This window comes from Citrobacter sp. Cpo012, assembly GCF_030333015.1.
In the GTDB taxonomy this organism is placed as follows: domain Bacteria; phylum Pseudomonadota; class Gammaproteobacteria; order Enterobacterales; family Enterobacteriaceae; genus Citrobacter; species Citrobacter portucalensis.
Map to the genome: position 1 here is coordinate 299297 of NZ_JAOWGR010000041.1, position 12578 is coordinate 311874.

Below are 12578 nucleotides of genomic sequence, written 5' to 3' on the forward strand. Positions count from 1 at the left end.
TGCACAACTAACTAGTGTGACCGTGCGTTATGTAGCTTATTTTTTATATACATTACATGACTAAGCACCGAACGGATATATTTACGTTGTGCCCTTTCATGCCGTGACTTGCGTTTATATAGTTTTGCCGTATTTGCATTTAATAAAGATTTTTCCGCCCATGCTGATTTTTTATAGGCATCTATAAAAAACTTGGCTACCGGGTATTTGGCCCATGAATGCCATGGCTTAGTAACACCGACATAGTGTATTAATACCGTATTATCGGTTATGAAATTCTGATATAGTTTATCATTCTTATTTTTTAATTCCTGATCTACACCATAAATACAGTTAAAATCTCTTCTCAGGAAAATAACATTACCGACAAACAAGATGTTCAGCACATCCTGATCAAAATAAAGAAGCTCTTTTTGACGTTTGTCTAAAATGGAAAATGCTTTAGTCAACAACTGCTGTTCACGCCACACTTCGAGATTGGCAAATACCACGCCAGAGTTAAAGTAACCGTTACTCAGTTCAGGAATGCCGAGCCTGTTGCCGGATTTAATACGCACATCATCGATATCATTGATGACAGCCGCATATTCCCCACAGAAATTAATCTCCGTAAGCTCTTGCAATGAACCTTTACAGATAACATCGGCATCAAGATACAGTACAGAGCTTAGCTCCGTACTTAAATATTCAAATGCAAGATAACGATAGTACATCGCATAAGTCCATGATTTCGTACTCGGTAGTTCACGAAATACCGCGTTATCGAACACAAGAACCGTCACAGTCGTACTATACATTTGGGTCAGGCGTTTTACACTCTCCAGATAATCGTCATCTATATAGTCTGTTGCTATATAAAAGTGAATATCAATATCAGGGTTATTCACTAATACTGAGGTCATTGAAATGCCAGAACCAAATAAAAAATTACGGTCGACACCATACGCAACACTTAGTTTTTTACTCTTCTCATGCGTAGAGCTGTCTATGACGTGCTTTTGAATAACTAGCTTCTGGAAATCAATGTTCATAATAAAATGGCCTCAAACTTTATATGTGATTTATAGCGCTTTTCTTATTGTTCTTCGTCTTATTTTTTGCGCTTTTGTGACAGCCTGTTCAAACAACCTGACTTCCTGACGAAAGATTTCACGTAGTGGCATCGAAAAATAGACACGTAAAAAACGGTATATATCTCTGGACGTCAGACCGATCTCAAGTGAAGAGAAATAGAGTCCGATCAAGTCCTTGTCTCGCCAGCGGCGCGGTACATGTTGACGAATTTGTGCACGATGCAGATCGATTACGGAAAGTTTGATATCCGCAATATTTTCTGGCATCGGTTGTTGGAGTAAAAAATGGCAAATATAGCAATCCCGATGATTTACTCCACCCCGATGCATTTTACCCACCATTTCTGCCACACGGGTAATAATGGTCCGTTTTAATACAAAATCAGGACGCTCAACTCCCCACCCGGCACAAAAATCTTCAAGGCTGATGGCGGGAGAAAGGTCCTCAGTGATGATAAACGAGGTTCGCTCTAACGGATTCAGACCTTTTTGACCAAATGCAACCCCTGTCATAGTATCAACATTCAGTTCTTTTAAGCGGTGAATCGCCAGCCACTCACGGTCGGCACCCAGTACAGGCATACGCAGAGATATAAGGTTCTTCACCACTTCTTTAAGCGTGGTTCCATGATGATATTTAAGAAAATAACCCTTTCCCATCATCTCAAAACGTAGGGTACGCCGTGTTTCCAGAGCGCGAAAAACCTCACCATCCAGCTTAGTGACTTCAGTAAACGGGTCTTTTCCTTGCCACTGCGTGGCAAATGGTTCTTTTAATTCAATCATTCTTAGGACCTAAAATGATATCTGCAGCTTTATCTGCCAGGCTGTAGAGATCTTCTGTATCAGCAAAATGCCGCGCGTTCCCGGCCCAACAACTTCTCTGCTCATTATTTTGCAGCGCATCGAAAAGTACTGTATTCAGATTTTCCTGCTCAAAAGGTTCAGGAATCACCACCCCACATTGTGCGGCGTTGATATAACCCGCATAGCCGCAAACTTCGGTAGTTAATACCGGTAGCCCGGCAACTACAGCTTCTAGCAAGACAATACCGGCGGCTTCCTGTACAGCGGGGTGAAGTAATAAATCAGCAGCAGACATCAATTCTGCGACATCGTCTCGCCCCGAGAAGAACTGCACTTGTTCTTCAACCCCCAATTGACGAGCCTGAGCGCGATAGCGATCGGCCTTATCCTGACCAACAACCATCAATCGCGTGCGGTGGCGGATGACATCAGGCAAAGAAGCCAACGCCTGTAATGTTCTTGGCACGCCTTTGCGTTTGAAATCGGAACCTACCTGTAAGAGTAAGTACTGATCGAGACCAATACCGTTTTTTTCTCTGACAACCTGCCGGCTGTTTTCAGGTTGTTGGCTGTACTTTCGGTCAGGATAAATTCCTGGTGGCAGGATACAAAAACGCTGGCTCTCAGTTTGGTAATGATGTTTGAAGTCACCAATTTGCTTATCGGTTAACATCAAAAGCGTAGTGCCGGCACCCTGCTGAAATACGGCTTTTTCAAATGCAGAATAGTGTCGGTACCTGCGCGTCAATTTGTAGAAAAAGCCTTTCTCGCGGGCGACCTTTTCTGCATAGCAAACGTCCGCAGCGTAATACACATCCAACCCAGGCATTTTATTAAAACCAACGACACGATCGACGGGATGTTGAGTTAAATAATTCTGAACCCACTGATAATATTGCTCGTTTTTCCCATGATTCGTTCTGGATGTGACGGGGACGAGTATAATCTCCAGCCCTTTCGGACGCTCGCCCTGCCATGACTGGGTAAATACCTGAACATGATGGCCACGAGAAGCAACCGTCAGCGCTACCCGCAAGAAATCACGTTGTAACCCACCATAGGGAAAATACTTGTACAAACAAAAAGCAATATTCATGCATTAATATCCGCATCGCGTCGCCAGGCATGTCAGGTTTGAAGCATCAGAATCGTGTAATCCTTGCCTAAAGCATCCAAAGATGACTTTCTGAGCTTTCGAAACGTTTCTGCCCGCTAGCTACCTGAAATTGCGCAGTAGTATATCATTTATTATCAGGCATTCCGAAATGAATATTTTTTGAACAAAATACAAAATAAGCCATGAAAAACATACAGATAAAAAAGAAACCAGTTCATCAGAAAACGTACACCGCACAAGAGGTTAAGACATATAAATGCGGCCATGTGCATTTTTGAAATAGCCATCAGCGAAATCGGTCCCTCACCAATTCCATCGTTTTGATACAACCTGGATAAAAATGATGGTAAAGCCATAGTTAAATACATAGAATCCCCAGCACATTCATAAGTCAGCTACCATTATGCTCGAATTGCTTTACACCGCCCTTTTCTACCTTATTCAGCCTTTGATCTGGATACGGCTTTGGGTGCGCGGACGTAAGGCTCCGGCCTACCGTAAACGCTGGGGCGAACGCTACGGCTTTTATCGCCGCCCGCTAAAACCTGGCGGCATCATGCTTCATTCAGTTTCTGTGGGCGAAACGCTGGCTGCAATCCCATTAGTTCGCGCTCTGCGACATCGTTATCCCGACTTGCCGATCACGGTAACCACCATGACGCCAACCGGTTCCGAGCGCGTACAATCTGCTTTTGGTACTGACGTTCAGCACATTTATTTGCCATACGATTTACCGGATGCCCTGAACCGTTTTCTGAATAAAGTTGACCCTAAACTGGTGTTAATTATGGAAACCGAGCTGTGGCCAAATCTGATCGCGGCACTCCATAAGCGCCACATTCCTCTGGTCATTGCCAACGCACGTCTTTCTGCTCGTTCAGCCGCTGGTTATGCGAAATTAGGTAAATTTGTTGGCAGACTACTGCGTCGAATTACGTTGATTGCCGCACAAAACGAAGAAGATGGCGCACGTTTTATTACGCTTGGCGCCAGAAGCAATCAGGTCACCGTTACTGGCAGCCTGAAGTTTGATATATCCGTCACGCCACAACTGGCCGCAAAAGCGGTGACATTACGTCGTCAATGGGCGCCTCACCGCCCGGTATGGATTGCAACCAGCACCCACGACGGCGAAGAAAGCATCATCATTGCCGCCCATCAGGCGTTATTAAATCAGTTCCCGAATCTTTTACTGATTCTGGTCCCCAGACATCCAGAACGGTTCCCGGATGCCATTAACCTCGTACGCCAGGCTGGACTAAGCTATACCACTCGTTCTTCGGGTGAAGTTCCATCATCAGGTACTCAGGTTGTGATCGGCGATACCATGGGTGAGCTGATGTTGCTGTATGGCATTGCCGACCTTGCTTTTGTCGGCGGTTCACTGGTTGAACGTGGTGGACACAACCCGCTGGAAGCGGCAGCGCATGCTATTCCGGTGTTGATGGGACCACATACGTTTAATTTTAAAGATATTTGCGCCCGTCTCGAACAGGCAAGCGGATTGATCACCGTCACCGACGCAACTACGCTGGTGAAAGAGGTCTCTTCCTTACTGACCGATGCAGATTATCGTAATTTTTATGGCCGTCACGCAGTTGAAGTTCTGTATCAAAATCAGGGCGCGCTACAGCGTCTGCTGCAACTGCTGGAACCTTACCTGCCACCCAAAACGCATTGAGGCAAGTCATGCAAAAACGGGCGATTTATCCAGGAACCTTTGATCCTATTACTAACGGCCACCTCGATATCGTGACGCGTGCGACAAGCATGTTTGATCACGTGATTCTGGCGATTGCCGCAAGCCCCAGTAAAAAGCCGATGTTTACTCTGGAAGAGCGCGTTGAGCTGGCACAACAGGCAACGGCGCATCTTGGCAATGTGGAAGTGCTGGGATTCAGCGATCTGATGGCAAACTTTGCCCGTGATAATCAGGCGAACATTCTGATCCGTGGCCTGCGCGCGGTAGCCGATTTTGAGTATGAAATGCAGCTGGCTCATATGAACCGCCACCTCATGCCACAGCTGGAAAGCGTTTTTCTGATGCCATCTAAAGAGTGGTCATTTATCTCATCGTCACTGGTGAAAGAAGTTGCCCGCCACCAGGGTGACGTGACGCACTTTTTGCCGGAAAACGTCCATCAGGCGTTAATGAGTAAACTGAAGTAATGCACCTGGCCGGATGCAGCATCCGGCCAGCAATGAAACTATTTCTGACAGCGACGACAATAGAACGTTGTACGCTGGGCGTGTTTTGTCGCAACAATCGGTGCGCCACATGCGCGGCAAGGTTCACCTTCTCTCCCATAGACCTGCAGCTCCTGGGCAAAATAGCCAGGCTTACCGTCACTTTGCAGAAAGTCCTTCAGCGTCGTCCCGCCCTGCTCGATAGAACGCAGCAACACCGCCTTGATAACGCGTACCAGCAATTCACACTCATCTTTCGACAGCGATGACGCAAGACGGTCAGGATGAATCCCAGCCGCAAATAGCGACTCGCTGGCGTAGATATTACCCACACCCACCACCAGCTTGTTATCCATCAGCCAGGGTTTAATCGCCGTTTTCTTCTTCGCACATTTCTGCTGTAGATAATTGGCGTTGAAATCGTCGCTCAGCGGCTCAGGGCCAAGATGAGCGAGGACATTATGTCCATCCAGTTCTTTAGTCCACAGCCAGGCGCCAAAGCGACGGGGATCGGTATAACGCAGAACTTTGCCGTTGCTCATCACTAAGTCAACGTGGTCGTGCTTGTCTGCCGGAAGCTCTTCAGGAAGGATACGCAAGCTACCCGACATCCCCAGATGAATGATTATCCAGCCATCCGCCAGTTCTAACAGCAGGTATTTCGCGCGCCGCTGTACGCTGAGGACAGGTTGATCACTCAGACGATAGATTTCCTCAGATACTGGCCAACGCAAACGACCGTTACGCACCGTCGCGTGCATAATCGTTGCCCCCACCAGATGCGGCTCAATACCACGGCGGCTGGTTTCGACTTCAGGTAATTCAGGCATAGTATCTCCGGCGGTATGTCAGGTCTCATTAATATGGGGACGGCCAGAAAACAAAAAACCCCGCCGAGGCAGGGTTTTTCTTTACATCAAAACGAAAATTATTTGATTTTCGCTTCTTTGTATAAAACGTGCTGACGAACAACTGGATCGAACTTTTTCAGTTCCAGTTTTTCCGGCTTAGTACGTTTGTTCTTCGTAGTGGTATAGAAGTGACCAGTACCAGCAGAAGAAACCAGCTTGATTTTCTCACGAATACCTTTAGCCATGATTTATTTCCTCTTAGTACTTAGTACTTTTCGCCACGGGCACGCAGTTCAGACAGAACTGTTTCGATGCCTTTCTTATCAATAACACGCATACCTTTAGCAGATACACGCAGGGTGACAAAACGCTTCTCGCTCTCAACCCAAAAACGGTGAGAGTGCAGGTTAGGCAGGAAACGGCGTTTAGTCGCGTTCAGTGCGTGGGAACGGTTGTTACCGGTCACCGGACGCTTGCCAGTAACTTGGCAGACTCGGGACATGTCTATTCTCCAAAAATCAAATTAGCTCGAGCTTCGTATGGGGTATTGGCGCCTCGTCAGGCTTCTCAGCCCGGTTATCGCAGTTCAATACACTTAATCTTTCAATGTTGCCTCGTCATTGGACGCAACAAGAATGATTTTGCGTATTTGCGAACTCTCGATTGCCAGGCCCAAATGCCAAACCCGAGATTCTCAAAGGTGGCGTAGTATACGCTGAGTCAGCGATGTGCTCAAGTCCCGAACAGACAAAGATCCCGATGGATCGCGTAAAGTGCGTTAAATCCAACCGCGTTCCGCAAAAGAAACGTACTCTCCGCGCCCAATGACCAGATGATCAAGCACCCGGATATCCATGAACTGACAGCATTTCACAACACGCTCGGTGATGAGTTTATCTGCTTTACTCGGCTCTGCACACCCCGAAGGGTGATTATGCGCAAGGATCACCGCAGAAGCATTCATTTTTATCGCTTCACGGACAATTTCTCTCGGATGTACCTCGACATGGCTAAGCGTACCGGAAAAAAGTTTGCTGTGTTTAATCACGCGATGTTGAGAATCCATAAAGATCACCAGAAAGATCTCGCGTTCCTCTTGCGAAAGCTGGCTTTGCAGAAATTCACGCGCCATTTCCGGACTAAGTAGAGCCCGCTCCTCTATCACTCGCACGTTGTAGTAGCGTCTTGCCAGCTCCGCAATCCCCTTCAACTGTGCGTACTTCGCGATACCGATTCCCTGAACATAGCTAAAATCCATGTAATCAGCAGACAAGAGGCCATACAGCGACTCAAAATGCTGAAGCATCTCTTTCGCCAGCGTAAGCACATCTTTACCCTGCATGCCGGTACGTAAAAAAAGAGCCAAAAGCTCAACATCGGTCAGAGAACTGGCCCCCTGCGCCAATAGCTTTTCCCGGGGCATCATACTTCCTGTATTTTCCATGCTTCTCCCTCCTCTCGCGTCCGCATAGTGGCATAACACCGACGGTGAATCGACGTACTGTTTTCACTTCTTCGTAGCGCCTCGCAAAGTGGAGCACGGTCAAAGGCACGACAAATTGCGGATTGTGATAAAATATCCGCCTTCTGGTGAAATCCAACAGGAAAGATCATGATGAGCCTGGCCGGTAAAAAAATCGTACTTGGCGTCAGTGGCGGTATTGCTGCGTACAAGACCCCTGAGTTGGTGCGTCGTTTACGGGAACGCGGCGCTGACGTCCGCGTGGCGATGACCGAAGCGGCAAAAGCATTTATTACTCCCCTGAGTTTACAGGCGGTTTCAGGTTATCCCGTTTCCGACAGCCTGCTTGACCCCGCAGCCGAAGCCGCGATGGGCCACATTGAACTGGGGAAATGGGCCGATTTGGTCATCCTGGCACCCGCTACAGCAGACCTGATTGCTCGTGTCGCCGCAGGTATGGCCAACGACCTGGTGTCAACGATTTGTCTGGCAACGCCTGCTCCTGTTGCTGTACTGCCAGCCATGAACCAGCAGATGTACCGCGCTGCCGCGACCCAGCACAATCTGGGTATTCTTGCCTCACGCGGTTTACTCATTTGGGGTCCTGACAGCGGTAGTCAGGCATGTGGTGATATCGGCCCTGGGCGCATGCTGGATCCGTTAACGATTGTGGATATGGCGGCAGAACATTTTTCACCTGTCAACGATCTGCAACATCTCAACATCATGATTACGGCGGGTCCGACGCGTGAACCGCTTGATCCCGTGCGTTATATTTCCAACCACAGTTCCGGGAAGATGGGGTTTGCGATCGCGGCCGCTGCCGCAAAGCGCGGGGCAAACGTCACTCTGGTATCGGGTCCCGTTTCGTTATCCACACCACCATTTGTTCAACGGGTTGATGTGATGACCGCGCTGGAAATGGAAGCCGCTGTGCAGTCTACGGTACAACAACAGCATATTTTTATCGGCTGCGCTGCAGTCGCTGATTATCGCGCTGAAACTGTCGCCCACGAAAAAATAAAAAAACAAGCGACGCAGGGCGATGAATTAACAGTAAAAATGGTCAAAAATCCGGACATTATCGCCGGTGTTGCCGCACTGGATGTTAACCGTCCTTTTGTCGTTGGGTTTGCCGCCGAAACAAATAATGTGGAAGAATATGCCCGGCAAAAACGCATCCGCAAAAACCTTGATGTGATCTGTGCGAACGACGTTTCGCTGTCAACTCAAGGGTTTAACAGCGATAGCAACGCATTACACCTTTTTTGGCAGGATGGAGACAAAGTCTTACCGCTTGAGCGTAAAGAACTCCTGGGCCAATTATTACTCGACGAGATCGTGACCCGTTATGATGAAAAAAATCGACGTTAAGATTCTGGACCCGCGCGTAGGGCAACAATTTCCGCTCCCGACGTACGCCACTTCTGGTTCTGCCGGACTTGACCTGCGTGCTTGTCTTGATGACGCCGTAGAGCTGGCGCCGGGCGCAACAACGCTGGTGCCAACCGGGTTAGCTATCCACATTGCCGATCCTTCTCTGGCAGCGGTAATGCTCCCGCGCTCCGGGCTGGGCCATAAGCACGGTATCGTGCTGGGCAATCTGGTTGGTTTGATTGATTCCGACTACCAGGGCCAACTGATGGTGTCCGTCTGGAACCGTGGTCAGGACAGCTTCACTATTGAGCCGGGCGAACGTATCGCGCAGATGGTATTTGTACCGGTCGTGCAGGCTGAATTTAATCTGGTGGAAGAGTTTGAAGCCACCGATCGTGGCGAAGGTGGCTTCGGCCATTCCGGGCGCAAGTAACCCGCAGAAAAGTATCCCATAGCGTAATAACGCAATAACACACCGCAAACAACAGTTTGCGGTCGCTGTGTGGATGCCTGCCTGGCAAGAGCTTATTTTCAGGGGTATTTTGTAACATGGTAGAAAAGCAAACTGCGAAAAGGAATCGTCGCGAAGAAATACTTCAGTCTCTGGCACTGATGCTTGAGTCCAGCGATGGTAGCCAACGCATCACCACAGCAAAGCTGGCAGCCTCAGTTGGCGTATCCGAAGCGGCATTGTATCGCCATTTCCCCAGCAAGACCCGTATGTTCGATAGCCTGATTGAGTTTATCGAAGATAGTCTGATTACGCGTATCAATCTGATTTTGAAAGATGAAAAAGACACCAACGCGCGTCTGCGTCTGATCGTTCTGCTGATTTTAGGGTTTGGTGAGCGTAATCCAGGCCTGACACGAATTCTGACCGGACACGCGTTGATGTTCGAGCAAGACCGTCTGCAAGGTCGCATTAACCAACTTTTTGAGCGCATTGAAGCGCAGTTGCGCCAGGTTCTGCGAGAAAAAAGAATGCGTGAAGGTGAAGGCTACACCGTGGATGAAACGCTGCTGGCCAGCCAGTTACTGGCTTTCTGCGAAGGTATGCTGTCCCGGTTTGTGCGTAGCGAATTTAAATACCGCCCAACGGATGATTTTGACACCCGCTGGCCGTTGGTTGCCGCTCAATTGCAGTAGCGATTTCGTCTTGTCCGGCCTACGGGGTTACGTAGGCCGGACAAGCGCAGCGCCATCCGGCAGTTCTTAAACTCCGTACGCTTCGCGATAGGCCCGTACTGCCACCAGATGCTCCGCCATCTCTGGTTTCTCTTCCAGATACGCAATCAGATCTTTCAGGGTAATGATAGAAATCACCTTGCAGCCATAATCGCGTTCCACTTCCTGAATCGCGGAAATCTCGCCGCGACCGCGTTCCTGACGATCGAGAGAAATCAGTACCCCCGCCAGAGTGGCGCCATTCGCCTGGATAATTTCCATCGACTCACGAATCGCCGTACCTGCGGTGATAACATCATCCACCAGCATCACGCGTCCCTCTAGTGCGCTACCGACCAGATTCCCGCCTTCACCGTGGGTCTTCGCCTCTTTACGGTTAAAGCAGTACGGCAAATCTTTATCGTGGTGTTCCGCCAGCGCAACGGCCGTTGTGGTCGCAATCGGAATACCTTTGTAGGCAGGGCCAAACAGCAAATCGAACTCAATACCGGAATCCACCAGCGCTTCGGCATAAAAACGGCCTAACAGTGCCAGGTCGCGCCCGGTATTAAACAGCCCGGCGTTGAAGAAATAGGGGCTTTTGCGCCCGGATTTCAGCGTAAATTCGCCAAACTTTAGTACCTGCTTGCTAAGCGCAAACTCAATAAACTGGCGCTGATACGGTTTCATGGATTCGCTCCTCATCTCACTTTATTACAGACAAAAAAAAGGCGACTCATCAGTCGCCTTTAAAATCAATTTTCTAACGCCGCCTTCTGCGTCGCTACAATGGATTCGATTCCCCCTCGGGCCAATGCCAGTAGGGTGAGAAGTTCTTCATGGCTGAACGGTTCGCCTTCCGCCGTACCCTGAACCTCTATAATGCGACCGTCCTCAGTCATCACTACGTTCATGTCGGTTTCAGCGGCAGAGTCTTCAACGTACTCAAGGTCACAGAGTGCTTCACCGTTCACAATGCCCACGGAAACCGCGGCAACCATCCCTTTCATCGGGTTAGTTTTCAGCTTACCGCTCGCCACCAGCTTGTTCAGCGCATCCGCCAACGCAACGCATGCGCCGGTAATTGATGCGGTGCGCGTACCGCCATCGGCCTGAATAACATCGCAGTCCAGCGTAATTGTGAATTCGCCGAGCGTTTTCAGATCAACAGCTGCGCGCAGCGCGCGGGCGATCAGACGCTGGATTTCCATGGTACGACCGCCCTGCTTACCTTTTGCCGCTTCACGGGCGTTACGGGTGTGCGTAGCGCGTGGCAGCATGCCATATTCTGCGGTGATCCAGCCCTGGCCCTGACCTTTCAGAAAACGCGGTACGCCTTCATCAATAGAGGCGGTACACAGCACTTTGGTATCACCAAATTCGACCAGCACGGAGCCTTCAGCGTGTTTTGTATAATTACGGGTCAGGGTGACGGGACGCACCTGATTGGCACTACGACCTGCTGGACGCATGATAAAATCTCCGGCTTGAAACGAATGTGGCTGCGCATTATACGGACTTCCGACTGTTATTCCTATCCTGACAAGACGCGGATGGCTATAATCCTCCCATCTCATCTTTAAAAACAGGAACGTCTATGATCCGCAGCATGACCGCCTACGCCCGGCGTGAAATCAAGGGTGAATGGGGTAGCGCCACCTGGGAAATGCGCTCGGTAAACCAGCGTTATCTGGAAACTTATTTTCGCCTGCCGGAGCAGTTCCGTAGTCTTGAACCCGTTGTTCGCGAACGTATTCGCACGCGTCTGACGCGCGGTAAAGTCGAATGTACGCTGCGTTTTGAGCCTGATGCCAGCGCGCAAGGCGAGCTGATTCTGAATGAAAAACTCGCTAAACAGCTCGTTAGCGCTGCTAACTGGGTCAAAATGCAGAGCGATGAAGGTGAAATCAACCCGGTTGATATCCTGCGCTGGCCAGGCGTAATGGCTGCCCAGGAGCAGGATCTGGACGCCATTGCCGCCGAAATCCTCGCCGCGCTTGACGGTACGCTGGATGACTTCATCGTTGCGCGTGAAACCGAAGGTCAGGCGCTGAAGGCGCTGATCGAGCAGCGTCTGGAAGGCGTCAGTGCTGAAGTCACAAAAGTGCGTGCTCATATGCCGGAAATCCTGCAATGGCAGCGCGAGCGTCTGGTAGCCAAACTGGAAGACGCCCAGGTGCAACTGGAAAATAACCGCCTTGAGCAAGAGCTGGTGCTGATGGCGCAGCGTATCGATGTGGCGGAAGAATTAGATCGTCTGGAAGCCCACGTCAAAGAAACCTACAACATTCTGAAGAAAAAAGAGGCGGTTGGCCGTCGTCTGGACTTCATGATGCAGGAATTCAACCGTGAGTCGAACACTCTGGCATCGAAGTCTATCAATGCCGAAGTGACGAATTCCTCGATTGAACTGAAGGTACTGATCGAGCAAATGCGCGAGCAGATTCAGAACATCGAGTAAGCAACCATTCTACGTAGCCCGCCAATAAATGGCGAGGCTACGTGTTTTTCCCGACGCTTTGGTACTTCCCTGTTCAATT

General features: G+C 49.4%; 15 protein-coding genes. 6 read left to right on the forward strand and 9 right to left on the reverse strand.

Annotation, left to right across the window (positions count from 1 at the left end; translation table 11 throughout):
* Window positions 1-11: 11 nt before the first annotated feature.
* Genes OGX90_RS17560 through OGX90_RS17570 form a run of 3 tightly spaced genes read right to left on the reverse strand, consistent with a single transcriptional unit; the run spans window position 12 to window position 2976 of the window.
* Window positions 12-1031 (reverse strand): glycosyltransferase family 8 protein, encoded by a 1020-nt coding sequence (locus tag OGX90_RS17560; protein ID WP_137377631.1) that lies wholly within the window; start codon window positions 1029-1031, stop codon window positions 12-14.
* Between the two features lie 30 nt (window positions 1032-1061).
* A complete protein-coding gene (rfaP, locus tag OGX90_RS17565; RefSeq protein WP_048215298.1) occupies window positions 1062-1859 on the reverse strand; it encodes a lipopolysaccharide core heptose(I) kinase RfaP in 798 nt (265 codons plus the stop codon).
* Window positions 1852-2976, reverse strand: a complete 1125-nt coding sequence (locus OGX90_RS17570; protein WP_234692489.1) for a glycosyltransferase family 4 protein — start codon at window positions 2974-2976, stop codon at window positions 1852-1854. Before OGX90_RS17570 ends, rfaP begins: the two co-directional genes overlap by 8 nt.
* Before the next feature lie 424 nt (window positions 2977-3400).
* Here OGX90_RS17570 and waaA point away from each other — a divergent pair, with 424 nt between their 5' ends.
* Together waaA and coaD are read left to right on the forward strand one after the other, a co-directional pair.
* A complete protein-coding gene (gene waaA, locus OGX90_RS17575; protein ID WP_048237015.1) occupies window positions 3401-4678 on the forward strand; it encodes a lipid IV(A) 3-deoxy-D-manno-octulosonic acid transferase in 1278 nt (425 codons plus the stop codon).
* 8 nt (window positions 4679-4686) lie between these two features.
* On the forward strand, window positions 4687-5166 hold the full coding sequence (gene coaD / locus OGX90_RS17580; RefSeq protein WP_003024099.1) for a pantetheine-phosphate adenylyltransferase: 480 nt from the start codon (window positions 4687-4689) through the stop codon (window positions 5164-5166).
* A 38-nt stretch (window positions 5167-5204) separates the two neighbouring features.
* Here coaD and mutM read toward each other — a convergent pair whose 3' ends face one another.
* The 4 genes from mutM to radC all read right to left on the reverse strand — a co-directional run bounded on the left by mutM (window position 5205) and on the right by radC (window position 7479).
* Complete coding sequence (mutM, locus tag OGX90_RS17585) at window positions 5205-6014, reverse strand: bifunctional DNA-formamidopyrimidine glycosylase/DNA-(apurinic or apyrimidinic site) lyase (RefSeq protein ID WP_003827288.1); 810 nt, start codon at window positions 6012-6014, stop codon at window positions 5205-5207.
* A gap of 98 nt (window positions 6015-6112) precedes the next feature.
* Window positions 6113-6280 carry a 50S ribosomal protein L33 gene (gene rpmG / locus OGX90_RS17590; protein ID WP_003024094.1) on the reverse strand — a complete coding sequence of 56 codons (168 nt, stop codon included), beginning with the start codon at window positions 6278-6280 and terminating at the stop codon, window positions 6113-6115.
* Between the two features lie 20 nt (window positions 6281-6300).
* Window positions 6301-6537, reverse strand: a complete 237-nt coding sequence (rpmB, locus tag OGX90_RS17595; RefSeq protein WP_003024071.1) for a 50S ribosomal protein L28 — start codon at window positions 6535-6537, stop codon at window positions 6301-6303.
* A 276-nt stretch (window positions 6538-6813) separates the two neighbouring features.
* Window positions 6814-7479, reverse strand: coding sequence for a RadC family protein (gene radC / locus OGX90_RS17600; RefSeq protein WP_032945377.1), 666 nt, complete (start codon window positions 7477-7479; stop codon window positions 6814-6816).
* 171 nt (window positions 7480-7650) lie between these two features.
* Between radC and coaBC the strand changes: the two genes are divergently transcribed.
* The 3 genes from coaBC (at window position 7651) to slmA (ending at window position 10020) form a co-directional block, all read left to right on the forward strand.
* On the forward strand, window positions 7651-8871 hold the full coding sequence (coaBC, locus tag OGX90_RS17605) for a bifunctional phosphopantothenoylcysteine decarboxylase/phosphopantothenate--cysteine ligase CoaBC (RefSeq protein ID WP_108912454.1): 1221 nt from the start codon (window positions 7651-7653) through the stop codon (window positions 8869-8871).
* Window positions 8849-9307, forward strand: coding sequence for a dUTP diphosphatase (gene dut / locus OGX90_RS17610; RefSeq protein ID WP_003827259.1), 459 nt, complete (start codon window positions 8849-8851; stop codon window positions 9305-9307). Before coaBC ends, dut begins: the two co-directional genes overlap by 23 nt.
* Before the next feature lie 116 nt (window positions 9308-9423).
* Window positions 9424-10020 (forward strand): nucleoid occlusion factor SlmA, encoded by a 597-nt coding sequence (slmA, locus tag OGX90_RS17615; protein ID WP_003827257.1) that lies wholly within the window; start codon window positions 9424-9426, stop codon window positions 10018-10020.
* A 66-nt stretch (window positions 10021-10086) separates the two neighbouring features.
* Here the strand turns inward: slmA and pyrE are convergent, their stop codons facing one another.
* Entirely contained in the window at window positions 10087-10728 is a 642-nt protein-coding gene (pyrE, locus tag OGX90_RS17620) for an orotate phosphoribosyltransferase (protein WP_003837602.1), read from the reverse strand.
* A gap of 65 nt (window positions 10729-10793) precedes the next feature.
* Window positions 10794-11510: a ribonuclease PH gene (rph, locus tag OGX90_RS17625; protein ID WP_003024054.1), complete on the reverse strand. Its 717-nt coding sequence runs from the start codon at window positions 11508-11510 to the stop codon at window positions 10794-10796.
* A 125-nt stretch (window positions 11511-11635) separates the two neighbouring features.
* Between rph and OGX90_RS17630 the strand changes: the two genes are divergently transcribed.
* Complete coding sequence (locus OGX90_RS17630; protein ID WP_286624396.1) at window positions 11636-12499, forward strand: YicC/YloC family endoribonuclease; 864 nt, start codon at window positions 11636-11638, stop codon at window positions 12497-12499.
* Window positions 12500-12578: the final 79 nt, after the last annotated feature.

Excerpts from the sequence above, each read along its gene's own strand:
- OGX90_RS17560 (WP_137377631.1), bottom strand. The coding sequence starts at position 1,031 with ATGAACATTGATTTCCAGAAGCTAGTTATTCAAAAGCACGTCATAGAC.
- rfaP (WP_048215298.1), bottom strand. The coding sequence starts at position 1,859 with ATGATTGAATTAAAAGAACCATTTGCCACGCAGTGGCAAGGAAAAGAC.
- OGX90_RS17570 (WP_234692489.1), bottom strand. The coding sequence starts at position 2,976 with ATGAATATTGCTTTTTGTTTGTACAAGTATTTTCCCTATGGTGGGTTA.
- waaA (WP_048237015.1), top strand. The coding sequence starts at position 3,401 with ATGCTCGAATTGCTTTACACCGCCCTTTTCTACCTTATTCAGCCTTTG.
- coaD (WP_003024099.1), top strand. The coding sequence starts at position 4,687 with ATGCAAAAACGGGCGATTTATCCAGGAACCTTTGATCCTATTACTAAC.
- mutM (WP_003827288.1), bottom strand. The coding sequence starts at position 6,014 with ATGCCTGAATTACCTGAAGTCGAAACCAGCCGCCGTGGTATTGAGCCG.
- rpmG (WP_003024094.1), bottom strand. The coding sequence starts at position 6,280 with ATGGCTAAAGGTATTCGTGAGAAAATCAAGCTGGTTTCTTCTGCTGGT.
- rpmB (WP_003024071.1), bottom strand. The coding sequence starts at position 6,537 with ATGTCCCGAGTCTGCCAAGTTACTGGCAAGCGTCCGGTGACCGGTAAC.
- radC (WP_032945377.1), bottom strand. The coding sequence starts at position 7,479 with ATGGAAAATACAGGAAGTATGATGCCCCGGGAAAAGCTATTGGCGCAG.
- coaBC (WP_108912454.1), top strand. The coding sequence starts at position 7,651 with ATGAGCCTGGCCGGTAAAAAAATCGTACTTGGCGTCAGTGGCGGTATT.
- dut (WP_003827259.1), top strand. The coding sequence starts at position 8,849 with ATGATGAAAAAAATCGACGTTAAGATTCTGGACCCGCGCGTAGGGCAA.
- slmA (WP_003827257.1), top strand. The coding sequence starts at position 9,424 with ATGGTAGAAAAGCAAACTGCGAAAAGGAATCGTCGCGAAGAAATACTT.
- pyrE (WP_003837602.1), bottom strand. The coding sequence starts at position 10,728 with ATGAAACCGTATCAGCGCCAGTTTATTGAGTTTGCGCTTAGCAAGCAG.
- rph (WP_003024054.1), bottom strand. The coding sequence starts at position 11,510 with ATGCGTCCAGCAGGTCGTAGTGCCAATCAGGTGCGTCCCGTCACCCTG.
- OGX90_RS17630 (WP_286624396.1), top strand. The coding sequence starts at position 11,636 with ATGATCCGCAGCATGACCGCCTACGCCCGGCGTGAAATCAAGGGTGAA.